The following is a 25,545-nucleotide window of genomic DNA, read 5'->3' as shown; positions in this document are numbered from 1 at the left end:
AAGTTGTCAGTCTAACGGTGTCCATTCCCAATTCACTACTTCCGGAAGGTCTGCACCTTCCTCGCGGATGTAGCGATTATGCTTGGCGATCATGCGATCCATTTGCGCAATGAACGCATCGCCTTTCTCTGCATAGCTCGGCTGCAGCATAATTGCCGTTTTGGCAAGATGGAACCGATCCAAATGGTTCAGCACGCGCATGTCAAACGGTGTTGTAATATCTCCATTTTCACGATAGCCGTGTACGGTCAGGTTTGTGTTGTGACGGCCAAAGAACAGATCTTCGATTAAGTCCTCATAGCCATGAAAAGCAAAAAGTACTGGTTTGTTTTTTGTAAAATAGTGATCGAATGCTTCATCCGTTAATCCTCTCGGACTCTTTCTAGGACTTTTCAGCTTCAACAAATCCACCACATTAATGAAGCGAATTTTCATTTCAGGGAAAGCATGGTGCAGCAATTGAATGGCGGCGAGACTCTCCAGTGTCGGTTCGGTGCCGGAGCTTGCAATAACGAGATCGGTCTCTGTTCCTTGATCGGTACTGGCCCAGTCGATAATTCCCAATCCGTTATCGACCAATTCGGAGGCCTCATCAATGGAAAACCATTGTTGCCGCGGGTGCTTCGAGGCCACGACTAAATTAATCTTGTCTCGGCTCCGGAACAGTTTATTCGCGACGGCGAGCAGTGTATTGGCGTCTGCCGGAAGGTATTCACGAATATATTCATGCTTTTTCTCAGCGAGATGCGAGAGCAGTCCCGGATCCTGGTGTGTGTAGCCGTTGTGATCCTGCTGGAAAACCGTTGAAGAAGCAATAAGGTTTAACGATGGACACGACTTTCTCCAAGCAAGTTCACTCGATTTGCGCAGCCATTTGAAATATTGTGTGAGCATCGAATCCACAACTCTCAGGAACGCTTCATAGCTGGCAAAAAATCCATGACGGCCGGTCAAAATGTATCCTTCAAGCCAGCCCTCGGCTTGATGTTCGGAGAGCTGTGCATCCAATACCCGACCGGAAGGCGCGACGAATTCATCGCGAGGCTCATCAATTTCACCCAACCATTGTCGGCTTGTGACTTCGAAAATAGATGTCAGCCGATTAGATGCCGTTTCATCAGGACCGAAAATGCGGAAATTATGCGGATTGAGCGGGATGATATCTCGGACATACTTCCCTAAGATAATCATATCTTGAGTAACTTGACTGCCTCGTTCCCGGATGTCGACCGCATAATGACGATAATCCGGCAGGCGAAGCGCTCGCGGTTCGATTCCTCCGTTCGTGATCGGATTGACCGCCATCCGCTTGTTTCCTTTAGGAATGATCGAAGCAATCTCAGTTTTTAAGGAACCGTCCGAGTTGAACAGTTCTTCCGGTTTATAAGATTTCAGCCACTGAATCAGTGCATCCACATGCTCCAAATGATGCTGGTCAACCGGAATGGGAATTTGATGAGACCGGAAAGAATCTTCAACAGGCTTGCCTTCCCACATCTTCGGTCCCGTCCAGCCTTTAGGGCTTCGGAAGATGATGACCGGCCATTTTGGCATAGCTGCATCGTTATGATCTCGGGCATTTTTCTGGATGGTTTTAATTTTTTCAAGGGCTTGGTCCAGCACTTTTGCCATGGCCGGATGAACGGCTTGCGGATCGCTGCCTGCGACAAAGTAAGGATCCCAACCCAATCCCTCAAAATAGCTTCTTAAATCCTCATCGGAAGTTCGGGAAAACAGGGTCGGATTGCTTAATTTATACCCATTAATATAGACAATCGGCAAAAGAGCGCCGTCGTATATTGGGTTAATGAAATGGTTTGCGTGCCACGAGGCGGCAAGAGGTCCTGTTTCAGCCTCACCGTCACCCACTACGACAGCAGCGATTTGATCCGGATTATCCAGAATGGCACCGACGCCGTGTGAAATGGAATAGCCGAGTTCGCCGCCTTCGTGAATGGATCCGGGGGTTTCGGGAGCGGCATGCGACGCAACACCGCCCGGCCAGGAAAATTGTTTGAAAAGACGCTGCATACCTGCTTTATCCTGCGAGATATTCGGATAAATTTCACTGTAGCTGCCGTCAAGATAGGCATTCGAAACCATAACCTGTCCGCCGTGACCGGGTCCTTCAATATAGAACATGTTCACATCATACTTGTTAATAATTCGATTCAAATGGGCATAGATAAAATTTTGACCGGAGATCGTTCCCCAATGTCCAATCGGATGAACTTTAATGTCGCTTGGCACAATCGGCCGATCAAGCAGCGGGTTGTCTTTTAAGTAAATTTGACCGATGGACAGATAGTTCGCGGCACGCCAGTATTTATCAACTTTATCCAGATAGGATTCAGAAGAGTAGTCCACTATTTTTTCTACTGATTCATTCATCATACGCGGCTCCTTTCAAAAGCGGGAATAAGTTTGACTGGTACAATAGTGCGGATAGTATAGTGTTCGTCAAGCGGGATAAAAAAATAAGTAAATGCTGGTTAATTCATGGAATGCTTTATTCTTACCATAAGTCTATTTTCGCTAAATGGGAAGCAGATTCCTGTTTGGTTTTCTGCGTACTTGGCCTTATCAATGAAAGCACTGTGAAACATATCGTGTTATGGATATAATGGAGAAGGATCCGTTAAGTGATTCAAGGCAGCAATAGGCGTGGACGCTCTGATGACCGCACTTATTAAAAATACAGATGGCAGACAGATCTCAACATAAGCAATGGAGGTTATGAGCATGAGTGAAGAACAATTGAAGCTTAGCTATTTCTTTGAGAATATGGATAGCTTCTACGTTCCGGAAGTTTTCCAAGGGGTTGAGTATCCTTGGGAAGCATTGCAAAAGGCGACGGAAATTATAAAGCAACGTGTGGAAAACAACAATCTGAAAAAGAATGACGGAGAACTTGCTGAGGGAAGCTATCTGCACGGCAATTATTCGATCGGCAAGGGGACACAAATTCATTCGCAAGTCACCATTGAAGGACCGGTCATTATCGGCGAAAACGTCACAATTCAGTCCGGGGCGCTGATTCGTCCGTATACGATGATCGGCAATAACTGTGTGATCGGCCATGGCTGCGAAGTGAAGCATGCAATTATCAGCAACGGTGCTAAGGTACAGAGCTTCACGTTTGCCGGCGACTCGGTCATTGGACAAGGCGCACGTGTCGGTTCCGGTACGATTATTGCAAATAGGCGTTTTGATCAGGGTATCATCGGGGTCAAGGTCGGCGATACGTATACAAAGTTTGATACTGATTTCTTCGGTTGTGTGCTTGGCGATTTCAGCCGAATCGGTGCCAATTCGGCAACCTTACCTGGAACGTGCATCGGGCCGTATACATGGGTGTTCCCATTGACGCGCGCCCACGGATTTATTCCAAAAGAAACACGAGTATCGATGGGCGGCAAGGAACTTAACCTTACACCGAACAAGAAAATGAAGCTGAAGCCGTAAATAAAACTGAAAGTAAAGAGAAGCGTTCTCCCGCGGAGCGCTTTTTTTTGCGCGCTTTGTGACGGATGCGACACCTCCTGGCCCCGTATTTCTTGATTTGCCCTTGGGGATGATATAATAATTAATAAAGAAACCGATTTCAATTATGAGGTGATTTAGATGAGTCGAACGGAAAAGGCGACATTTGCCGGCGGGTGTTTTTGGTGCATGGTGCAGCCCTTTGATCAGGAGCCGGGCATCGTTGACGTCGTGTCCGGCTATACCGGCGGCCATGTGGAGAATCCGACCTATCGTGAAGTATGTTATGGAAAAACCGGGCATGCCGAAGCGGTCCAGATTACGTTTGATCCGGATGTTTTTCCATACGCTAAGCTGCTTGAGCTGTACTGGCAGCAGATTGATCCTACCGATCGCAAGGGACAGTTCCATGATCGGGGCAGTCAGTATCGTACAGCTATTTTTTATCATAGTGATGAACAGAAGGCACTTGCCGAAGCGTCCAAAAAAGCACTTGAGGAAAGCGGGCGCTTTCGGAAACCGATTGTGACCGAAATTGTTCCGGCAGAACCTTTTTATCCAGCAGAGGACGTTCATCAAAATTATTATCGCAAGGATCCGATGAGCTATAAGCTTTATCGCCAGAACTCCGGGCGGGAGGATTTTATTGCGAAGCACTGGAGCGTAAAAAAAGATCGTAAACAGTTACAGGAAAAGCTGACGCCGCTTCAGTATAAAGTGACACAGAAAAAAGGAACGGAACCGCCGTTTCACAATGAATTTTGGGACAATAAAAGTCCCGGAATCTATGTGGATCTTGTTTCCGGCGAACCATTATTTTCAACCACCGATCAATATGATGCCGGCTGCGGTTGGCCGAGCTTCACCCGACCAATCAGCACGCACCGTATCGTAACGGTTCCGGACAACAGCTTTCTCATGCATCGCAATGAAGTACGTAGCAAACTTGGCGATTCGCATTTAGGGCATGTGTTCCCTGAGCCGTCTGTTTCGACGAAACATCGTTTTTGCATTAATTCCGCCGCGTTGCGATTTATTCCAAAAGAAGACTTGGAGGTGGAAGGTTACGGTGAATATTTAGCGTTTTTTAAATAGAATGATGCGCAATGAGTGGTCTTGAGGCTGCTCTTTTTTTCTGATGAAAAAACGTCTACACTGAAAAGTATTGGAAAAAAGGGGCGTTTAATCAATGCTGCAGAGGAACAAGAACCAACAGGATCATAACCAGGCGGTATTTAAGCTTTCGCCATTTAAAAAACTTTCGGAACAGCAACTGGAGCTGAAACAAAGGATTATGGACTTCTGCAGAGCACATGTATCCAATGACCAAACCGCCTTGTTTATAATACAGGGGGATGCGGGAACTGGAAAGAGCGTCGTGCTCAATTCGGTGTTCAATGAAATCCAGACGGCGGCACGAGCAGGAGGTGCCGATGATTCGCTCACGCATACCAATAATTACTTGATTGTCAATCATTCGGAAATGATCAAATTGTACAAGGAAATCGCCGAGCAACTTCCGAGTGTTCGAAAAAAAGACTTTATAAGGCCTACATCATTTATTAATCAAATGCAGAAATCCGGTAAACGCGCGGATGTGGTGCTGATTGACGAGACTCACCTTCTCCTGACCAAGAGTGATCGCTACAACCGGTTTAATCAGGACAATCAGCTTGAAGAGATTTTAAAGTGCAGCCGCACAGTGATCATGGTCTTCGATGAAAAACAAGTACTGAAACTGAAAAGCTATTGGGATGAAAGCAGGGTTCAGGAATTCATGAGGCGTGTTCCGCACGAAATTTTCTATTTGACTGATCAGTTCCGCATGCGCGCCGATAAGGATGTTCTTAACTGGATTCATGCATTTGTACATAAAGAAGTTTTACCGCTTCCTAAGAAGCAAGACTTTGATTTTCGCATTTTTCAGGATGCCGGCGAACTGTACCAGATCATCAAGGCACGAAACAGTCAGTACCATCTTTCACGATTGATCGCAACCTATGACTATCCGTATGCCTTAGACGGCAGCGATTATTATATCGACGAACCGAATTTTCATGTGCGGTGGGACCGTTCGAAGCCGACAGAAAAGCAGGCATGGGCGGAACGCGCCGATACGATTGATGAGGTTGGCTCGGTATATACCATTCAAGGTTTCGACCTGAACTATGCCGGTGTCATCCTCGGTCCATCGGTGTCCTATGACGAACACGAAGATCGAATCGAAATTCGTACCGAAAACTATGAGGACGGCGCTGCGTTTGTAAAACGAGACGATCTGAAAAATCTTGATGGCATTAAAGAAAAAATCATACTGAACTCCATAAATGTCCTGATGACGCGGGCTGTCCACGGCTTGTACATCTATGCAAGCGATCCAGGGCTGAGACGCAGATTGGCGGAGCTGCAGAAATGAGAAACAAGGGGATTTAACAGCTTCTTTTTTGTACTCAGTCATGCAAAAATTGATAGATTTTCCAAGCCATCGCCAAATTCATCCAATCCTCTGTGCTGGAGAGCTTGACGGACAAAATCTGCTCGATTTGACTGATTCGGTAGTAGAGGGTATTGTGATGAATTGAAAGCGCTTCTGTTGTTTTTTGCAGGTTACGATTGTTTTCCAAATAGACAAAGAGTGTGTGAAGCAAGTCTTTGTTTTTTTGCACATCGTATTCCAGAAGCAACCCAAGATGATCATCAACAAATAAATGCAGTTCATCAGAATCGTGGTTCATCAGCAAATGATCAATGCCGCCGCTTGAGAAGCGATAAATTTTTCCGCTTTTCTTTTTGTGGAGCAGACGGATGCACTGCTTCGCATCATTATAGGATTGATTAATCCGAATAAAGCCCAGTTCAAGACGGCCAATTCCGACTTTTATATGGGACGGAAATTGATTCATGCGTGCGCAGAAACGTGTCAATTTCTGATCGATGGCGCGTTTATCGGACTCCGATGGAAATGAAAGAAAGGCGACTATGTTGCCTCTCCGGTGAGTAACCAGCCCCTTGATGCTCATTTCTCTCATTGCTTGCTCAAGCCACTTCATGCAGGCTTCGCTCGCAAACTTTTCATTAATGCTTGACGAAACATCATGTCCGTATTCGCAGACCAAAACGGTGTAAAAATCTTTTTCGTTTAAATCCAGATTTTTAGCTTGCTGAAGCATCGTTTCATTAAAATTATTCGAAATTATTTGCTCGAAAATATCACCGAACAATTGTCGTTTCGTATTATCAATGGCCTGTCTTTTCATCGATTCCAGCCCAAGAATGGACGCGCTGTATTCCAAAAGGGTTCGATCACTGTCATTGAATGTCTGTACATTAATCCAGGCACAGAGAAAGCCAATTACTTTCTCTGCACCAACGACAGGAATAATCAGAAGAAGGTTTTCGTGGTCCAATTTGAGAAGCTGCCATTTTTTTACACGGATGGAGTAGCGTGCTTCTCTTGTTTTCAGAAAGTTTTCCGGCAGTACATGGCTATTATTCGTCCCACATGAAGCGATCGGGAGAAGCAACTCATCATAATAAGTGATGGGCGTAAGCGTCATTTCGTACATGGCGCGCATAATTTCTTTAATCCCTTTGTTATTACGGATTAGTGTTGTCAAGATATTATACAAATCAAGAGTTTTCTGCAGTTGCTTATGCTCAGTTCGGAGCGCCCGGTAGGTAATCTCAAGTTCACGTTTCGTTTTTTGGGTGTCACGGTGATTCTGATAACGGCCAAACAAAAGGGATACATAATCCATAATGTGGTACATGGTTGTCGCGACTTCATGTGGGAAACAAGCCTTGTCGCTGGATCCTTGGAGGACGACGACACCGAGTGTCCGGCCATCATTAATGATCGGAAAAGAGAGCACGGCATGAGGAGGCTGGCTCATTTTGTTCGCTTGTATCAGCAAGCGTTTATTATCCGGAGAAAGTGATTCCATCCCTTTGCACAGCGCACCTTCATCATTGAAGACAAGTAACTCTTGTTTGGTGAACGTCGTACCCGCAATCGATTCGGTTGGAGCAATCTGGATCTTCTGGTAATATTCTTGATCAAAACCAATTCCTGATCGGACGGCGAGTTTGCGTGTCCGTTGATTATAGAGCAGGAACAAGCCGGAATCGGCACTTGGAATGCTATCAATCAGTATGTTTAATAGTTTCTCATAAAAGGAACCATCGAAAACAGAGACCAGATCATCTGTCAGTTCGCGCCATAGTGTCCGATTAATAGCATATTGCTGTGAGGCAAGTGCGGATTCAAACAAAATCGGCAACCAGTGCCTTTGTTTACGCAAATGAGCGAGGAAAGCTTCCGGTTTGTCGGCAATAAAGGTAACAACATAATTTTCAGTTACAGAAAAATGGCTTGCTCTTTCTGTGTCTGTCTTTTTGAAAAATTTTGAATCAACAACCCAGATGCAATAACTTTGTTTGTTTAGGCATTCCCATAGTGAAAGGTGTTCCAATTGAAAATGAACAGACCACTCTCTAAGCAGCTCATTGAAATAGTGGCGGCTATGCTGTTGTTCTGAGTTGCTGTGTTTGAACGTCAAATTTATATTCCTCTTTCTTTGTTCATGGATGCCTGGTGATCCTCAAGCTTAATCCCTGCCTTTACTGCATTGACCCACTCATAATATTGGTCAATTAAGACATGCTTATTATTTTTATAAATTGAGTACAGTTCTTGAACAGGTTCCGGAGAATCATCGACGCGAAAGTCCACGTATGGGAACCCTTCTTCGGCAGCAACTTTTATCGCCGCTGCTTGTTTTCCACGTGAGTCACCGCCAATTTTGTCTCCTGCGAGCATAGCGGCAAGTAAACGTTCCTGAATCGGACCTTTTGTATTTTCAAAGGTTTCCGCCACGGCGTAAAGAACATCAAGGCTGGTAAGAATATTTCCTTGAACAGCAAATTGATCCCCGATGATATGGCCCTTGGCATCATCGTTTTCAACACCGGTATAGACGGCACTATTACCGAAATGATCCATAACGATGAGCTGACGCAGCTCTCTTCCCGGATCTTTCATCAGCAGTGTATTTAACGTTTCGTTGGCGGTCTTTCCTTCCTCCAAATAGGTCATTCCAATCGGACCGAGAGCAGGGTTGACCCAGCCTTGCGAAGCGATAATACCGATGTTGGCTTTTATCGTCGGCGAATAGGCGCCAATCCCGGGAAAGCATGAAGTCACTGCCGCTCCGAATAATCCTGTTTCTTTACACTTCGCCACAATGGAATAAGTCATTGTCGCGCCTCCTGTACAATGTGACATGCAACATAATGATCTTTCTCTAGTTCAACCCATTCGGGATTCTTTGTTGCACAAATATCTTTAGCAAAGGGACATCGTGTTCGAAAACGGCATCCGGATGGCGGATCAACAGGACTTGGAATTTCTCCTTTAAGCATGATTTTATTTTTTGCCCGGTTTGGATCTGCGATTGGAATTGCCGAAAGTAAAGCCTGAGTATAAGGATGAAGCGGTGTTCGATAAAGTGAATCCCGATCTGCTAATTCTACCATTTTTCCAAGATACATGACGCCGATATGGTTGCTCATGTAGTCGATGACACTTAAATCATGCGAAATAAATAAATAAGTATAATTAAATTCTTTTTGAAGATCCGTCATGAGGTTCAGAATTTGTGCTTGAATACTCATGTCCAGCGAGGCGACCGGTTCATCGGCAACAACGAATTTAGGTTTTAATGCAAGTGCGCGTGCGATGCCGATTCGCTGAAGCTGCCCACCAGAAAATTCATGTGGATATCGGTTCAGATACTGTGAAGGAATCCCAACTGCATCTATTAATTGATTAATAGTCTTCTTTCTATTCTTGCTGTTTTCACCATACGCTTTGAGCGGTTCATTAAGACTGTCATTAATGGTCATTCTTGGATTCAATGCAGAATAAGGATCCTGGAAGATAAGCTGTAAATCTCGTCGCCGTCTCCATAGGTCATGTTTTGACAGTTTAGTCAAATCATGGCCGTCAAAGGAGACCGTGCCCGCGGTAGGCGCGAGAAGCTGCAAGATTAAGCGGCCGGTCGTTGATTTTCCGCAACCTGATTCTCCGACGAGGCCAAGCGTTTCACCCTCGAAAATAGAAAATGAAACGTCATCAACTGCTTTGACTTCTTGCGCGTTCTTCCGCCGCCAACCTTTATTAATTGCGAAAGACTTTTTTAGATTGCTGACTCTGATTAACTCTTTTTTTTGTGAATTCAAATGGAATTCATCCCCTCACTGTGTAGATGGCATGCTACGTGATGATCCTCCGCTGATCTATGCAGATCGGGGTATACCTGCTGACATCTATCAAATGCAAAGGGGCATCGGTCTTTAAACAGACAGCCTGCATTCTGCTCATACAAGTTAGGCGGATGGCCGCTGATTGGGATTAGCTTTTTTCTTGAACCAATTTTCGGAATGGATGCCAGCAATCCCTTCGTATAAGGATGCAGGGGATTATTGAAAAGTGCAGCCACAGGCGCCTGTTCCACAATTTTCCCCGCATACATAACAGCAACGCGGTCACAGATTTCTGCAACAACGCCAAGGTCATGGGTAATCAATAAAATGCCGGCCTGAGTATCATCTCTGAGCTTGACCATTAAATCAAGAATCTGTGCTTGTATGGTCACGTCAAGCGCTGTAGTCGGTTCATCGGCAATAAGCAATGAAGGATTGTCGGCTAGCGCCATGGCAATCACGGCCCGTTGCTTCATGCCACCGCTGAATTGATGTGAAAATTGCTTGGCGCGCGTCTCATGATCCGGAATGCCCACCTTTTGCAGCATTTTTAAAGCAATTGACCATGCTTTATTTTTCGAGGTGCGCTGATGTATCTGTGGTACCTCTGCAATTTGATTGCCGATTGTATAGACCGGATTCAGTGATGACATTGGATTTTGGGCAATAAAGCCGATTTTATTTCCGCGAATTTTCTGCATTTGTTTATCACTTTTCTGAATAAGATCCTCACCTTCAAAAAAAGCTTCGCCTTCCAAATGTTCATTTTTTCGATAGCCGATTAGTCTGAGAAGCGCTTGCGTCGTCGTGCTTTTTCCGCAACCTGATTCTCCAACCAACCCGAGAATCTCTCCTCTTTTTAAGGTGAAGGAAAGGTCATCGACTGCCTTGACGGTTCGCTTGTTTGTTTTGAAATATGCCTTGAGATTCCGTACATCAAGAAGCAGATCATCCATTTCTGTTTCCTCCAATCTGTCATTGTCCATTGTTGATTCTCGGATCAAGTGCATCACGTAAGCCGTCCCCAACGACGTTGAAACTCAGGACAGCGAGTGTGATCGCGAGCCCTGGGAAGACTGCGGTCCACCAGGACAATTCCATCCAATCCTTAGCGCTGCTCAGCATGATTCCCCATGATGGGGTATCCGGAGAGACGCCGAGTCCTAGAAAGCTCAGTGAAGCTTCAGCTAATATTGCAAAAGCAAAGGAAAGCGTAATTTGTACGATCAGCGGGGATAAGATATTTGGCAGCAGGTGCCGCAGCAGGATTTTATACTGCTTGACCCCCATTGAATAGGCTGCCTCGATGAACAAAGAGTCCCTGATGTTTAAAACAGCTCCTCGCGCAATACGGGAAAAGATCGGTGTATAGACAATACCGATGGCAAGCATTAGATTATTCAGACTTGGACCAAGAATAGCCATGATGACCAGCGCAAGAAGAATATCAGGCAAGGCAAAGAGTATATCAGTAATTCGTGAAATGATCTGATCAATCCATCCGCCTGCATACCCGGCAATAACGCCCATGAGCGTGCCTAACACAAAAGAAAAACCAACGGCGATGATGCCCACTTGAAGGGAAATGCGCGATCCATAAATTATTCTGCTGAAAATGTCTCGGCCAAATTGATCGGTACCGAACCAATGCACGGCACTGGGGCCGGTCAAACGAGCTGTTGTACTCATTGCGTACGGGCTTTGCGGGGCCACTTGTTTTGCTAATAGAGCGGAGGCGATCAACAAAAGAATAAACAGCAGACCGCCTACTGCCGCCGGATTATGTCGAAATCGATCCCAAATTTTTATCATGCATCATTACCCCATTTCACTTACATAGTGCTGATTTAGCATTAACTGCAAGTCGTCCGTCTGGAAGGACTTATTTTTTGCATTTATTTATAACGAATTCTTGGGTTTATCAACCCGTAGATGACATCGATAGCAAGATTGATCACAATGAACGTAAGCGCGACAAACAGGATTGTTCCTTGGAGCAGACTGTAGTCGCGGTTGGAAATCGCCTGAAGTGCAAGCTGACCGATTCCCGGTAAGCCGAAAATCTGTTCAATGATCACTGAGCCGCCGAGCAGGTAACCGATTTGAATGCCGACGATCGTTGCGACCGGGACCATGGCATTTCGCAGTGCATGCTTCCAGATGATTCTTAAGTTCCCCGCGCCCTTCGCTTTTGCCATCTTGATGTAGTCCTCTTCAAGGACATCGAGCATTGCTGATCGCGTCGATCGCATTGTAACTGCTCCGACCGCTGTTCCCAGTGCAATCACCGGCATGATCATGGAAAGAAGGTTTCCAGGCACGCTTTTACTCAGCGATTGAAAACCGCTGGATGGAAGCAGGTGCAGATGTAATGAAAAGATTAGGATAAGCAATGTACCGAGCCAAAAGTTAGGGACTGAAATGCCGAACATACCCAGAATACCGGAACCATAATCGGCGGCTGTACCTCTTTTGGACGCGGCGCAGATGCCTAGCGGTATGGAAATAAGCAGGGCGGCAAGAACGCTGAGCAGGGCAAGCTCCAATGTTACAGGCAGACGCTGCAGCAGAGCAGTCAACACCGGCTGATCGGTAAATGAAGAATAACCGAGATTACCACAAAGCACATGGCCGATCCAAATAAAGTATTGGATAATGACCGGCTTATCCAGTCCCATTTGTGCTCGAAGCCGAGCCGCCTGTTCAGGGTTATAATTCGTTCCAAGCATGGCTGTGACTGTATCTCCCGGAACCAGACGAATAAGAAAGAAGGTCAGAATCGAAATGCCAATTAATATAGGAACAGCGATAATCAATCGATGAAGTATATATCTACCCATAAGCCCGCCTCTGATTTTTTTATGTATGAAAAAGACAAGTTGATTTCTTGTCTTTTCCAGGTGGAAATTATAATTATTTGCTCAACCAAGTACTTTCAAGCGACTTTGTTGTAACGGTTGGATTCACATCGAATCCATGAACATTATCTGTCATGGCAGAAGACTGATTGTTGGCATAAAGGAATACCATTGGCGCATCTTCCACGATCAATTTTTGTGCTTGTTCATAAATTTGTTTGCGTTTTGTCTGATCCATGGTCACGCGTCCTTCATCAAGCAGCTGATCAACCTTCTTATTTGAGTAGCCTTGTTGATTGTAAGCGCCGCCTGTATGGAAAATATTGTAGAAAAATTCATCCGGATCTACAAACCCAACCCAGCCTACAATCGTCATTTCAAATTGTTTCTTACCTAAAGCATTGAAGAATACACTGTCTTCCTGCTGCTGAATTTTAACCTTGATGCCAACATCTTTCAGTTGGGCCTTTACGACTTGCGCAGCGTCGATTTGATCCTGAGTTTGACCGACTTTCAATGTGACCGAGAACCCTTTCGGATAACCTGCATCGGCAAGCAGATGTTTAGCCTTTGAGACATCTCGTTTGTTGTACGTATTCAAGTTGGCATAATAAGCGTGTCCCGGAGGAATAGGTCCACCTGTAAGCGGTGTTGCTTGACCGAATTTCACTTGTTTGTTCAGTGCGTCCCGGTCAACAGCCCAAGCGATTGCGTCGCGTACATCCTTATTTTTTAACGGTCCTTTTGTAACGTTTAAGCCAATGTATTCCCAGTAGGTTCCGGTTACAGATTTCACATTAATGCCTGGAGATTTCTGAAGTAGCAGCTTGTCCTTGGACGACAGTTGGAGATCAATGTTCAATTCCTTGTTTCGAATGGCTGTTGTACGGCCGGTATCATCGGGAATAGCTTTGAAAACAACTTTGTTCAAATAAGGCAGTCCCTTTTTAAAGTAGGATTTATTCTTTTCAAGGACCATTTCTTGATCTTTCTTCCATGAAACCAGTTTAAAAGGACCGCTTCCAGCGTCAGTCTGATCAAGCTTTCCTCCGTGTGCGTCAACCACTTTTTGGTTAACGATTGCGTTCATCGGATTAGCCAGAAATGTCAGGAATGGGGCTACCGCTTGTTTCAATGTGATGACTACGGTTGTTTTGTCCGGTGTTTGGATGGAGCTTACAGCCTCAAATTGCTGCGCGCGTACACCCATTTTTTTAATTCGATTAATCGAATACTTAACATCCTTTGATGTCAGCGGATCGCCGTTGTGGAACTTAACATTGTTATAAAGATGCAGCGTGTAGATCTTTCCATCTTTCGAAATTTTGTAATCCTTCACAAGATCTTTTTCAATCACACCGTATTTGCCTTTCTTGTATTGAAAGAGTGTGTCATACATATTTTCAATATAATGAAATGATTGAGCGTTGGTTTCTTTATGCGGATCGAGCCCTTTTGCGTCATTAAGATCGGCAATAGTCAGTGTTCCGCCATATACGGGTTTTTGATCAGACTTGGATGTGCTTGTACCGCCGCTGGACGTATTGCTTGAGGAACATGCGGTTAAGATACCGAATAAAAGCAAGAAACACATTAAGAACGACAACTTCTTCATTGAGTTAAACGCCACCTCTATAAAAATTTGATATCTAAATTATAGATGAGTAAAAATACGAATTATACAGAAAATTCACCAAAAAACAAAAACCGTTTTTTGGGATATATCCCAAAAAAACGGTTGAAATTTGTTAACAAGTACAGATAGTGAGGTGATCAGTGCTATTCCCCTCGCTTAAGAGTCACCGGCAAAACGTAATTTTTCTTAATATCATTGAAATCGTCATTGATTTCTTTTAAGAGCAGATCGACGGCTAATTGAGCCATGGATCGAATGGGTTGAACGATGGTTGTCAGTTCAGGCAGACAGGTCGTGATCGTTTCCGTTCCGTCATACCCGACAATGAAAATATCTTTTTCCCGTTTTCTGACCATGCTCAATGCAATAGCCGCAGTTATATCGTCACCAAGAAACATGCCGTCAAGGTCGGGATGTTTGTCTAAAATTGATGAGAGAATCTGCTTCTTTACTTCTGTATCAAAAGGTAGATCCATTGTATACGTTTTAAAAGGCAGTCCGTGCTCCGTCATTACATCTTCGTAGCCTTTTCGTCGCTGATAGCTGGACAGTGCTTCACGCTGCATCACACTGTTAATGTGAATAATCTTGGTCCGGCCCTGGCGGAGCAGTTCCTCCGCAGCCATTCGGCCGCCTTGATAATTATCGCTGCTGACAACCGTAATCGTATCGGAGACCTTGCGGTCAATCGCGACAATGGGCAGATGCGCACGTTGATAGGTTTCAATGCCGATATTATGTGCACCGACAATCATGCCGTCTACTTGATTGGCGAGAAGCATATTTAAGTATTTATTCTCTTTTTCGGCCTGATCCATTGTATTGCAAATCAGCACTTTATAATTTTTGTCGGATAAAATAGATTCAATTTGAAAGACAAGTTCACCATAAAAGGGATGTCCGGTTGTCGGAAAAATGAGCCCTATGAAATGTGTCTTACTGACAAAGAGCGACCGTGCGATTTCATTTGGGTGATAGTTCAGCTGCTCGATCGCATTATTCACGCGCCGCCTCGTTTTATCACTGATTGCACCTCGGTTGTTGAGCACACGTGAAACGGTTGTCGGTGAGACGCCGGCAAGTTTCGCCACATCTTCTAGTTTTGGTTTTTCTGTCACAATCGAAATCCTCCTCATTGGCGCGAGTGTCCTGCTGATCTTTTTAAATAAATGGATGAAATTCCACCTTTTACTAGTATAACTTAATTTACCGGTAAAAAAGGAATTGTCATTGACTTTCCATTAATGAAAGGGATAACAAAATAAAAAAGTCCCTGCCGGTTCAGACAGAAACTTTTTCATAATGATCTTTCGTGTTAATTGATCATTTTTTTGCGATGAAGCAAGTAGGCGATGGCAAGAATCAAAAACCAGACCGGAGTCACAAAGAGTGCGACGCGCGTGTCGGAAGCCATGCCGATCAAGATGAGCAGGAAGACAAAGAAAACGAGAATGACCCAGTTGATGAACGGTGCAAGCGGCGCCTTGAATTTGGAAGCAGCTGCAAGATCAGGACGCTTTTTCAAATAAATGATGTGGGACACCAAGATAACGCCCCACACCCAGATGAAACAGATGGCACTAATGCTGGTTACGAGTGTGAACACAATATCAGGCAGGAAGTAGTTCAGAACAACACCTACTGAGAGCGCGAGCGTTGAGCTGATGAGCGCCGTGCTAGGCACGGCGCTCTTGCCCAAGACGGAGAAGCTCTTCGGTGCGCTGCCTTCACGGCCGAGTGAGTAGAGCATGCGGCTCGTTGAGAACAGACCGCTGTTGCATGCCGAAGCCGCTGAAGTCAGAACAACGAAATTAATGATTCCGGCTGCGGCGGGAATACCCACAAGCGTAAAGACCTTAACAAAGGGACTGTTGTCTGCATTCAGCTGTGTCCATGGAATAATGCAGAGCATGACAAATAGTGCACCAATATAGAAGAGTAGGACACGAACCGGCAGGCTGTTAATCGCGCGCGGCAGATTTTTCTCCGGGTCTGCGGTTTCAGCAGCAGTTACACCGACAAGTTCAATGCCGACAAAGGAAAAGACCGCCATCTGGAATCCGAGAAAGAATCCGTTAATACCATGCGGGAACAATCCGCCGTACGACCAAAGATTTTGAATAGACGCATGTCCGGTATCCGTTTTGAATCCGGTAATGATCATAATCAAACCAAGAATGATGAGCGCGATAATTGTAATGACCTTTATAATGGCGAACCAGAATTCGATTTCGCCGAACATTTTCACCGTGAGCAAATTCAAAATGGTCAGAATGATGAGGCAAAGAAAAGCAGGAAGCCATTGGGGCACGTTAAACCAAAATTGTATGTATTTACCGACGGCAGTAATATCAGCCATTGCCGTCATAATCCAGCAGAACCAGTAGGTCCATCCAGTTACAAAACCAGCCCACGGGCCAAGATACTCCACAGCAAAGTCTGTGAACGATGTGTATCCTGTATTTGACAGGAGCAGTTCCCCAAGTGAGCGCATGACAAAAAATAATGCAACCCCAATGATCAAGTAGGCAAACAAAATAGATGGTCCGGCCAAATGGATTGCTTTTCCCGATCCAAGAAATAATCCGGTACCAATGGCGCCACCAATTGCAATCAATTGAATGTGGCGATTTTTCAGCTTTCTTTCTAATTGTTGTGTCACTTCTTCATTTCCTTCCTGTTTACAGTCTCTATTTTTTGTGTGTCTTTAAAAAAATATGTGTAAAGACAGCGTTTTTTCATTATAGCAAATTGAATGAAAAAATTGATTGAAGTTTAAGTATAAAGAAATATTTTACAACGTAACAGTGTTATGTTATATTGTTGGAAGTGCTAAGAAAGTGGGGTTGTATATGGAAGATGAATTGATTGCCAAGAAAGATTTACTGGAAATGACCGGGATTTCTTATGGACAGCTGTATCGTTGGAAAAGAAAACAGCTTATTCCAGAGGCATGGTTCATTCGAAAAGCAACATTTACCGGTCAGGAAACCTTTTTCCCGAAAGTTAAGATTCTAAAACGTGTTCAATCCATTTCCGAGATGAAAGATACACTGTCGCTGGATGAGCTTGCTGAACGGTTTTCACCGCAGTCGGTAACAAAAATTGTATTATCTGAGACTGAACTGCTTGATCGAAACATTGTTTCGAATGCTACGCTCACTATTTTCAAGGAATTCGGGTCCGTGCAGCATCGTTTTGACTTTCATGATTTGCTGGCGATGTTCTTTCTTGATCACATGCTGAAAGCGGGTCAAATGAATCGCGCTGAGGCAAACGATTTGCTGAACGTGCTCAAAGAGAGCAGCCATAAAATTTATGATAAGAACAGCTGTCTCTATTTCATTCGAAAAATGGGCGTTTCCATGGTTTTCATTGCCGCAGATGATGTCGCACTTTATTTTGATGACGGCGTGAAGGTTATTGACAAACAGTTAATTTCTGCTGGTGTTGAGGCACTCAAAGCATGTATTGAAAAATCCAGTCGAGACGAAATTTCAAAGGAGGACGTGCAGTCATGAATCAGGAACACAAGCAGAATTTAAAGGTAATGGGAGAGACACAATCAAGCGGCGGTGTGTTTGATAAGGTGAGCATAATGGGTGAATGCACCATTAACGGTTCCGTTGAGGCGAATTCTTGTAAAGTGATGGGCGAGTGCATGGTGTCAGGCGATCTTAGCAGCGATTATTTTCGTAATATGGGTGAAGTAACCATTGGCGGCAGGCTGGCTGCAGCAGAATCTCGGTTTATGGGTGAGACGCGCGTTAAGGGTGATTGCGCGTTAAAGCAGGCATCTATATATGGGGAATTATTTGCCGAGCGGAATCTCACAGGCGAAGACCTGACAATACGCGGAATGCTTCATGCAGCGGGCGATGTGTCTTTGGAAACGCTTGATATGCGCGGTGGAATAAACGTCGACGGCATGCTGAATTGTGATGATATCGACATTACGCTCAAAATAAATACAGATAATTATGTGAACGAAATCGGTGCCGGACGTGTCTCGGTGAAACGAAAACATGCGATTTTCAGTGCCGCGCCTACAAAGCGGTTTCGTGCGGAAACAATTGAAGGCGATCATGTCTCTTTGGAATTTACCGAAGCCAAAATTGTCCGCGGTGTTGATGTAGAAATTGCGGACGGTTGCGCGATTGACCGTGTTGAGTATTCCGGTTCCTATAAGACTAGCGGCCATTTTGATGTTGGAAAGGTCGTCCGTTTAGACAATCAGACGAATTAATTTAATTTCGAAATGAGGGAAAATGAGAATGACTGAGGAAAAGAAAAATTTATCAATCTCCGGTTCCGGAAGCGCGCCAGGCGGCTGTTATGAGGATGTAAAGATCAGCGGCAGCGGCAAGATTCAAGGCGACTTGATTTGCAACAGTATTAATATTAATGGTTCAGGCCGCATCACTGGTGACGCAAAGGCATCGAACGTTGTGATCAGCGGTTCGGCAGTCGTTGAAAAACGACTAATTGCTGAGTCAATCATCATCAATGGCTCATGCAAAACAGAGGAAGATGTCTCGGGCGAACGCATTCAAATTAACGGCAGGGGCAAGGTGCTTGGTTCCATTCATGGTGAAAATGTACGTGTTTCAGGCATTTTGTCGGTCGACGGCGATTTAGAGGCTGAGGAATTTATTGCGGAGGGGCCGGTGAAAATCGGTGGATTATGCAGCGCAGAGCGTATTGATATTGCCTTGTCCGGCATGGCTTCTCATATTAAGGAGATCGGATGTGGGACGCTAAACGTCCATTCTCGTTTTACATCCGCTCTGTTCGGCCAGCTTTTGAATGCATTCAGCAAAAGAAAACTGATTGCCGATACGATTGAAGGCGACACTATTGTTCTTGAGGATACCGAAGCGAAAGTCGTAAGAGGTAATCGCGTGTCCATTGGCGCAGGCTGTTCCATTGGACGAGTATATTATAAGAGTGACTATAAAAAAGATGATAAAGCTACTGTGCAATCTGCGGTGAAGGAATAACAGAAATCGAGAGATGGAGGGAATTGATGAACACGAATGAGCCGATCTATTCGATGCCGAAAATTATTGGAAAAGATGCGCGTGTTCTGATTTTAGGGTCGATGCCCGGCGTCCAATCCCTGACGAAGCAGCAATACTATGCTAATCCACGCAACCAATTTTGGCGGATCATGTACGCACTTTTTAACCAAGAATACGTGAACCCGTCCTATGCTGAGAAAACGAATTTTGTTAAGAAACATCAGATTGCACTGTGGGATTCCATTCACTATTGCAAACGCCAAGGCAGCCTTGACTCTGCAATTAAAGACGAAGAGCCTAATAATATTCCCGGCTTGCTTCGCACGTATCCGGACATCCGAGCGATCGCTTTTAACGGAAGCAAGTCTTTTGCCGTATTTAAAAAGCATTTTAAATCAGTGATCCCAACCGGCATAGACTTGATTAAAATGCCGTCTACCAGTCCGACGCCTTCTCGATATCCGAAGACACTGGACGAGAAGATCGAAGAATGGTCGAAGATTAAAAATTACTTGTGAACACACTTAGATCGGAAGGATGCGCGTCGCAACTACCACGCCAAAAAAAATGGTCAGAAAAACCGTCGAAGACAGCGAAAGCAGATAGTGTTTTTTCTCATGCTCATATCTCCATTCCATCAAAGCGCGCAGACCATTGATAACAGTGACGTAAGCAATGATGCCAAAGACTTCGGCATTGAAGAAAAAAAGAGCAATGATAAAAAGAACGAATAAAAAAGCTTCCATACTGGAATGAAATCGATTTAGTGGGTGATAGAACCAACCTTTGCTTTTTGCGATGTTATACTTTCTCTTTAGGTAGTGATTCACAAGTAGGTTACTGGCGGAAAAAATGGTGCCGACAATGAAAAATGGAATAATTTTCGTAAGGAACACCTCTGCGGGATAATAAGATATAAAAAGCTGCCTATTTCTCAAACACAATACGCTCGTTCACTATGGTTTTGTGCACCGAAATGTTGCGCAGGTCGGCGGGATCAAGCGAAAAGGGATCTTGATCGAGAACTGTGAAGTCAGCTGCTTTGCCGATCTCAATCGTGCCGCGCGCCTCTTCTTGACCGCATGCGGCGGCGCTTCCTGTTGTGTAGAGTGCGATCGCTTCAAAAACACTTAATGCTTCGTTGGGAAAATAGCGTTTTCCATTTAAGTCTGTATTACATGTACGCGTTACTGCTGAGTGAATGGCCAAGAAAGGGTTTGGCACTTCGATCGGCGCATCACTGCCGCCGGCAATCGTGAATCCTCTTTTCTGAATCGCTTTCCATGCAAAAGCGAGCGGCGGGAAAGTCGGCCCGAGCACGTCCAGCGCCCATGGCATATCACTGCTCATGAATTGCGGCTGAATATCAAAAATAAGCGGCATGCCTTGCGCCGCATCCAGCATATGCGGACGGAGCCACGGCGTATGAATCATGCGATCTTTTTGACCCGGAAGCGGCGGGTATTTTTTTAGAACGCGAATCACCTGCTCGAAGGCGCGGTCGCCAATAATGTGAATGGCGACCGGCAGCTGCGCGGCGCGCGCCTGACGCACAAGATCTTCAAACACATCATCCTCATGAAATTTTAGACCGTAGTTGTGCGGCTCCCCAGCGTATGGCTTAGTCATGAAGGCGGTATGAGATCCGACCGTGCCGTCATAAAAGATTTTCATAGCGCCGAGCGCAACAAATGGATCAGATGTTTTGAGCGCTTCCGGAGCCTGAAGATAGGCATCTAATTCTCTATGATGAACAAGCAGATGTGCTCGAAACGGGTAATTTTCGTTGAGCGTGTTGCGGAATGCGCGAACGGTACCTTCAAAACCATTAAAATAGTGAAGATCCTCCGAGTGTGCGCCGACCAGTCCTTTTTTCCACAAATCATTGACAGCTAGTTTAATCAGCCGCTCCAGCTCTTTTTGGCTTTCGGACGGGAATCGATCGATGGCAAGCATTGAAGCTTCATCGCGCAAAACACCAGTTGGCACTCCCTCTCCATCCAAGTCAATCATACCGCCGCCTTCAAATACTTGGCCGCGCTTGAGACCGATTTTTTTAATAAATGGAGTATTGATGCTGACCGTGTGGTAGTCAATCCGGCGCACGAGAATCGGATGCACATCGCTGATCCTATCAAGGTCGCGCCGTGTCAGCAGCTGCGAGCTGTCGCTTAAATTGTTGTCATCATAACCTTCGACAAACAGCCACTCCCCGTCCTTTAACTGAGCTGCGCGTTCGGTAATTGCCTCCATGCATGCCTTCTTCGTTGAATAGCCGTAAAGATTCAGGCGATCTAATGCCTGGCCGTACCAGAGCAAGTGCAGATGACTGTCAACGAAGCCGGGAAAAACGATCCCACCGTGAAGATCAATCCTTTCTGCACCCCACTCTTGAGCCATAGCGGCTGCTTGTTCCTCTAAAGCAATTATTTTGCCCTTATCGGTAAGCACACGGGTCACAGTCTGCCCAGGCTTGTTCATCATGTAGAATGTTCCGTTCATCCATAGTTTCAATTTGCGGCACCTCACTTGAATGTTGTCCACCATTCGTTTTAAGTTAAACATACGGGAAAAGGCGCTGATGCACAACCTCAAACATGATGCCGAACGCTTTATCGCGTCAATTTGCGAAACTATTTCTTGGGATTTGATAGAAATCGTCTGTTAAGATCGGTATAATAACAGTACTGGGTAAAGAGTAAGACGGCTTTTGTGCCGGCCGCAATAGAAATGCTACTGTAAAAAAGTGAGGGATTCATACATGATTGCTGAAGAATTTAAGCAGATGCTCAGTCAGAAGTCGGTGATTCGTGAACTTGCGGAATATGCCACGGAACGAGCGAAACAAATAGGTTATGAAAATGTCTTTGATTATAGCTTAGGCAATCCGTCGGTACCGGTTCCTCAAGCATTTACCGATAAGCTGGTAGAACTCGCATCAAGCAAGGATTCTATGGCTGTCCATGGATACAGTCCGAGTCTTGGGATCACCTCTGTTCGTGAGAAGGTCGCGGCTTCGCTTTCCCGACGATTCGGCCTGAATTACAAAAAAGAGCATATTTTCATGACGTCCGGCGCGGCAGGCGCGCTTGCTCACGCATTGCGTGCGGTTGCGACCTCAGGCGATGAAGTGATCACATTTGCACCGTTTTTCCCGGAATATACACCTTACGTGCATGGACTTGGTGCCGTCTTGAAGGTTGTTCCGCCGGATACGGAAACAATGCAAGTTAACTTTGAAGCATTTGAAAAAATGCTCTCGCCGAAGGTTTCTGCCGTATTAATCAATACACCTAACAATCCATCAGGAGCAGTTTATTCGACGGAAACGATCAAGAAACTCGCGTCCTTTTTGTCACAGAAAGAAAAGGAATACGGTCACGATATTTATATCATTTCGGACGAGCCTTATCGTGAAATTGTTTTTGAGCATGTGGATGCACCTTACACGGCCAAATACTATACACATACAATCACTTGCTATTCATTCAGTAAATCACTGTCGCTACCGGGAGAACGCATTGGCTATGTAGCCGTCAATCCGAATGGTCCGGATGCGGCGCTGATCGTGAACATGTGCGGCCAAATCTCGCGCGGCATTGGCCACAATTGTCCGCCTTCGCTGATTCAGCTGGCAGTTGCTGAAGTGCTCGATATGACTGCCGATCTGTCGGTTTACGAAACAAATATGAACATTCTCTATGAAGGGCTTACGAAGCTCGGCTTCTCATGCGTGAAACCGGGCGGTACCTTCTATATCTTTCCGAAGGCCTTGGAAGAGGATGCGGTCGCCTTCTGCAAGCGTGCATTAAAATACGATTTGATTCTTGTACCGGCAGACAGCTTCGGCTGCCCGGGTTACTTCCGTATGGCTTATTGCATTCCAACGGAAAAAGTGGAACGCTCGCTTGCTGCATTTGAAAAGCTGGCAAAGGATTATCAGTAATTCATTGCCTTTGCATGGAGCGTTCGGTTCCTTCAATGCTTAAACTACGTTATAATCGTGGAACATGGAACAGCTTAAACGTTTATCAAGAGAAGGTAGGGGGCTGGTTTAACGAAGCTTCAGCAACCTCATACGGAAGGTGCTGAAGTCCATCAAATGAGTAGTGTCTAGAAGATAGGCAAGATATCAAAAAATAAACTCTCTTACGCGTGTTGAGTGTTCACTGGGAGAGTTTTTTTGTTGTCTAGAGAAAACAGCGGTGAAAATTAAGTTATGAAGCCATCGTCTGTCCGCCGTTCACATGGATGGTCTGTCCGGTAATATAGGATCCGTCATCGGAAGCGAGTAAAACATAAACAGGTGCAAGTTCGTAGGGCTGACCGGCACGTTTCATTGGTGTATCTGCGCCTAAAGTCTTAACGACGTCCGCCGACCATGAAGCAGGTTGAAGCGGAGTCCAGATCGGTCCCGGAGCGACAGCGTTCACGCGAATGCCTTTGTCGGCAAGATTGTGGGCAAGTGCCCGTGTAAAGCTGACAATCGCGCCTTTTGTCGAGGCATAGTCAATTAACTGGCTGCTTCCGATATTCGCTTGCACGGAAGTTGTGTTGACAATACTGTCTCCGCTGTGAAGATGCGGCACAACTGCTCGCGAGAGCCGAAAGAACGATTCAATGTTAACATTAAAGGTTGTTTCAAGCTGCTGATCTGTAATTGCCTCAAGTGAAGGCTGGGGAAACTGAACACCTGCATTGTTAATTAAAATATTTATATGCCCATATGTTTCCAGTGTTCGGGTGACAATTTGTTCGCCGGCATTTCGTTCACGCAAATCAATTGGAAGAAGGAGGCATCTCCGACCAATTTTTTGCACCGCATCCTGAACTGTTTTTGCATCTTGATTTTCGTTTAGGTAAACCAGAACCAAATCGGCACCTTCTTTTGCAAAAGCGACGGCAGCGGCACGACCAATACCGCTGTCCCCTCCGGTAATGATGGCAATTTTACCTGTTAATTTTCCAGTACCAATATAATTTGGATTGTCAAAAATCGGCTGCGGATTCATGAGATATTCTAGTCCGGGCTGCCGGTCCTGATGCTGCGGTGGAAAGGTAATCGGGACTTCTTTGCAATCAGTCATTGAACCATAATATGGAATGACAGGTTTCATCATTCAAATCATCTCCCTATTGATTTCACACAGTATATGCAAATGAATGGGGTAAGTGCCTATTATTATTGAGCGGCTGATAAATTCCCGAAATCTGCCGATAATCAGAGAAAGAGGTCAAATAACGAGAGAAAAATGATACTATATAGAAGACACAACGTCATTTGAGCTGGAGGCAGACATGAAAAAGACACTGTTAGTTATAACGATGATTGTAGCCCTTGTTCTGAGCGGCTGCGCCAATCAGGAAGATCAAGCCTATGATCAGGCAATGAAAAAAGGACAGGCTGCTCTTGTTTCAAAGGATTATGATGCTGCGGCAGGCTATTTTAAAAAGGCATTAAGCTATAAGAAAAAAGATCAAAAGGCAACCATATTATCCGCTCAAACCAATAATTTTCTGGTTGCAAAGTCAATGATGGATCATCCGGATCAAGCGATTACGTCATTAAATGCAGTCATTCTTCAAAAAAATGGATCAGGTGCATTGAGAAAAGATGCAAGGGAGTTAAGAGACAAAGTGATGGCGGCAAAACAACAGAATGCTGAGGGAACTTCATCGAGTCAAGCTTCCCAGAGCTCATCGTCAACCTCGTCAGAAAGCAGCTCGACGGCTGCTTCGTCGAGCAGTACAGATGGTTCATCATCGTCGTCATCTTCTGCATCATCGGGCAGTTCATCGAGCAATACTTCAAATAGTTCTGGTGAAACGGTGACGCAGAAGCAAGCGGAAGCGGCTGTGATTAAGGCAGCAGGCTATACGCCGGATGAAGTTTACGTCGATACGACTGACAATGGGGCTTATTATTCAATGGAGCTGCGCGAAAACCATACGAATGACAGTGCGGCGGATCCCAATACTGCTCCGTCCGCAGGATTTTTCAGATACTATAAAAGTTCGGGAAAGGTCACTCAGCTTGATCTGCTCAGTAATACGTACAAGGAAATTAAATGAATTAATTCTTAAAATTGATCGGTATTGATCATACTGTTTTGACCCATAAGCGTTGCTTGTGGGTTCTTTTATTTAATCGTGCAATAATTCAAGGTGGATAAAGGAAGGAAGCTGAAAATAAATTTTAATCGATTCGCCGCACCTTGTGTCGGTTAAAGCATACAATTGTTTGTAACTATGCTTTTTGGGGTAGCTTAAGGTAACGATGATA

General features: G+C 45.1%; 22 protein-coding genes. 9 read left to right on the top strand and 13 right to left on the bottom strand.

Translation table 11 applies throughout. The annotated features are described in order from the left end of the window. Nucleotides 1-6 precede the first annotated feature (6 nt). Nucleotides 7-2,391: a phosphoketolase family protein gene (locus NOM01_RS08135; RefSeq protein ID WP_370645989.1), complete on the bottom strand. Its 2,385-nt coding sequence runs from the start codon at nucleotides 2,389-2,391 to the stop codon at nucleotides 7-9. A 351-nt stretch (nucleotides 2,392-2,742) separates the two neighbouring features. Between NOM01_RS08135 and NOM01_RS08130 the strand changes: the two genes are divergently transcribed. From NOM01_RS08130 to NOM01_RS08120, 3 genes are all read left to right on the top strand, one after another. Beyond that, nucleotides 2,743-3,465: an LbetaH domain-containing protein gene (locus tag NOM01_RS08130; RefSeq protein ID WP_255747905.1), complete on the top strand. Its 723-nt coding sequence runs from the start codon at nucleotides 2,743-2,745 to the stop codon at nucleotides 3,463-3,465. Between the two features lie 159 nt (nucleotides 3,466-3,624). Next, nucleotides 3,625-4,578, top strand: coding sequence for a peptide-methionine (S)-S-oxide reductase MsrA (gene msrA, locus NOM01_RS08125; RefSeq protein WP_255747903.1), 954 nt, complete (start codon nucleotides 3,625-3,627; stop codon nucleotides 4,576-4,578). 94 nt (nucleotides 4,579-4,672) lie between these two features. Then, nucleotides 4,673-5,899, top strand: a complete 1,227-nt coding sequence (locus NOM01_RS08120; RefSeq protein ID WP_255747902.1) for a DUF2075 domain-containing protein — start codon at nucleotides 4,673-4,675, stop codon at nucleotides 5,897-5,899. Between the two features lie 34 nt (nucleotides 5,900-5,933). Here NOM01_RS08120 and NOM01_RS08115 read toward each other — a convergent pair whose 3' ends face one another. From NOM01_RS08115 to NOM01_RS08075, 9 genes are all read right to left on the bottom strand, one after another. Then, nucleotides 5,934-8,042 (bottom strand): helix-turn-helix domain-containing protein, encoded by a 2,109-nt coding sequence (locus tag NOM01_RS08115; RefSeq protein WP_255747900.1) that lies wholly within the window; start codon nucleotides 8,040-8,042, stop codon nucleotides 5,934-5,936. Between the two features lie 2 nt (nucleotides 8,043-8,044). Next, complete coding sequence (locus NOM01_RS08110; RefSeq protein WP_255747898.1) at nucleotides 8,045-8,740, bottom strand: DUF1028 domain-containing protein; 696 nt, start codon at nucleotides 8,738-8,740, stop codon at nucleotides 8,045-8,047. Then, nucleotides 8,737-9,723 (bottom strand): ABC transporter ATP-binding protein, encoded by a 987-nt coding sequence (locus NOM01_RS08105; protein WP_255747896.1) that lies wholly within the window; start codon nucleotides 9,721-9,723, stop codon nucleotides 8,737-8,739. The genes NOM01_RS08110 and NOM01_RS08105 overlap by 4 nt, the downstream gene beginning before the upstream one ends. Continuing rightward, entirely contained in the window at nucleotides 9,720-10,703 is a 984-nt protein-coding gene (locus NOM01_RS08100; RefSeq protein ID WP_255747895.1) for an ABC transporter ATP-binding protein, read from the bottom strand. The genes NOM01_RS08105 and NOM01_RS08100 overlap by 4 nt, the downstream gene beginning before the upstream one ends. Before the next feature lie 19 nt (nucleotides 10,704-10,722). Beyond that, nucleotides 10,723-11,559, bottom strand: coding sequence for an ABC transporter permease (locus NOM01_RS08095; protein WP_255747894.1), 837 nt, complete (start codon nucleotides 11,557-11,559; stop codon nucleotides 10,723-10,725). An 83-nt stretch (nucleotides 11,560-11,642) separates the two neighbouring features. Continuing rightward, on the bottom strand, nucleotides 11,643-12,587 hold the full coding sequence (locus tag NOM01_RS08090) for an ABC transporter permease (protein WP_255747892.1): 945 nt from the start codon (nucleotides 12,585-12,587) through the stop codon (nucleotides 11,643-11,645). A 73-nt stretch (nucleotides 12,588-12,660) separates the two neighbouring features. Next, nucleotides 12,661-14,220, bottom strand: a complete 1,560-nt coding sequence (locus tag NOM01_RS08085) for an ABC transporter substrate-binding protein (protein WP_255747890.1) — start codon at nucleotides 14,218-14,220, stop codon at nucleotides 12,661-12,663. A 164-nt stretch (nucleotides 14,221-14,384) separates the two neighbouring features. After that, the gene (locus NOM01_RS08080) at nucleotides 14,385-15,377 is read right to left on the bottom strand and encodes a LacI family DNA-binding transcriptional regulator (RefSeq protein ID WP_370645984.1); all 993 of its coding nucleotides are present in this window, start codon (nucleotides 15,375-15,377) and stop codon (nucleotides 14,385-14,387) included. A gap of 179 nt (nucleotides 15,378-15,556) precedes the next feature. Then, nucleotides 15,557-16,903 carry an amino acid permease gene (locus NOM01_RS08075; protein WP_255747887.1) on the bottom strand — a complete coding sequence of 449 codons (1,347 nt, stop codon included), beginning with the start codon at nucleotides 16,901-16,903 and terminating at the stop codon, nucleotides 15,557-15,559. A gap of 190 nt (nucleotides 16,904-17,093) precedes the next feature. On the opposite strand from NOM01_RS08075, the gene NOM01_RS08070 reads away from it, so the two are divergent. The 4 genes from NOM01_RS08070 to NOM01_RS08055 are packed head-to-tail and all read left to right on the top strand — an operon-like array spanning nucleotide 17,094 to nucleotide 19,780. After that, nucleotides 17,094-17,762 carry a YhbD family protein gene (locus NOM01_RS08070; protein ID WP_255747885.1) on the top strand — a complete coding sequence of 223 codons (669 nt, stop codon included), beginning with the start codon at nucleotides 17,094-17,096 and terminating at the stop codon, nucleotides 17,760-17,762. Then, on the top strand, nucleotides 17,759-18,487 hold the full coding sequence (locus NOM01_RS08065) for a hypothetical protein (RefSeq protein ID WP_255747884.1): 729 nt from the start codon (nucleotides 17,759-17,761) through the stop codon (nucleotides 18,485-18,487). Before NOM01_RS08070 ends, NOM01_RS08065 begins: the two co-directional genes overlap by 4 nt. A 28-nt stretch (nucleotides 18,488-18,515) precedes the next feature. Beyond that, nucleotides 18,516-19,241 (top strand): bactofilin family protein, encoded by a 726-nt coding sequence (locus tag NOM01_RS08060; protein WP_255747882.1) that lies wholly within the window; start codon nucleotides 18,516-18,518, stop codon nucleotides 19,239-19,241. Nucleotides 19,242-19,267: 26 nt separating this feature from the next. After that, complete coding sequence (locus tag NOM01_RS08055) at nucleotides 19,268-19,780, top strand: DNA-deoxyinosine glycosylase (protein ID WP_255747880.1); 513 nt, start codon at nucleotides 19,268-19,270, stop codon at nucleotides 19,778-19,780. 6 nt (nucleotides 19,781-19,786) lie between these two features. Here the strand turns inward: NOM01_RS08055 and NOM01_RS08050 are convergent, their stop codons facing one another. Together NOM01_RS08050 and NOM01_RS08045 are read right to left on the bottom strand one after the other, a co-directional pair. Then, the gene (locus tag NOM01_RS08050; RefSeq protein ID WP_255747878.1) at nucleotides 19,787-20,200 is read right to left on the bottom strand and encodes a DUF4181 domain-containing protein; all 414 of its coding nucleotides are present in this window, start codon (nucleotides 20,198-20,200) and stop codon (nucleotides 19,787-19,789) included. Further along, nucleotides 20,190-21,776 (bottom strand): amidohydrolase, encoded by a 1,587-nt coding sequence (locus tag NOM01_RS08045; RefSeq protein WP_255747876.1) that lies wholly within the window; start codon nucleotides 21,774-21,776, stop codon nucleotides 20,190-20,192. Before NOM01_RS08045 ends, NOM01_RS08050 begins: the two co-directional genes overlap by 11 nt. Nucleotides 21,777-22,023: 247 nt before the next feature. On the opposite strand from NOM01_RS08045, the gene NOM01_RS08040 reads away from it, so the two are divergent. Further along, nucleotides 22,024-23,208, top strand: coding sequence for a pyridoxal phosphate-dependent aminotransferase (locus tag NOM01_RS08040; protein WP_255747875.1), 1,185 nt, complete (start codon nucleotides 22,024-22,026; stop codon nucleotides 23,206-23,208). Between the two features lie 271 nt (nucleotides 23,209-23,479). On the opposite strand, the gene NOM01_RS08035 is transcribed toward NOM01_RS08040, so the two are convergent. Beyond that, nucleotides 23,480-24,379 carry an SDR family oxidoreductase gene (locus tag NOM01_RS08035; RefSeq protein WP_255747943.1) on the bottom strand — a complete coding sequence of 300 codons (900 nt, stop codon included), beginning with the start codon at nucleotides 24,377-24,379 and terminating at the stop codon, nucleotides 23,480-23,482. 181 nt (nucleotides 24,380-24,560) lie between these two features. Between NOM01_RS08035 and NOM01_RS08030 the strand changes: the two genes are divergently transcribed. Beyond that, nucleotides 24,561-25,334, top strand: a complete 774-nt coding sequence (locus NOM01_RS08030; protein ID WP_255747873.1) for an outer membrane protein assembly factor BamD — start codon at nucleotides 24,561-24,563, stop codon at nucleotides 25,332-25,334. The last annotated feature ends 211 nt before the right edge of the window (nucleotides 25,335-25,545 follow it).

The organism is Sporolactobacillus sp. STSJ-5, from assembly GCF_024385605.1.
GTDB lineage: Bacteria > Bacillota > Bacilli > Bacillales > Sporolactobacillaceae > Sporolactobacillus.
Note: the sequence above shows the minus strand (reverse complement) of the source record. Positions and strands in the feature narration are given on the sequence as shown.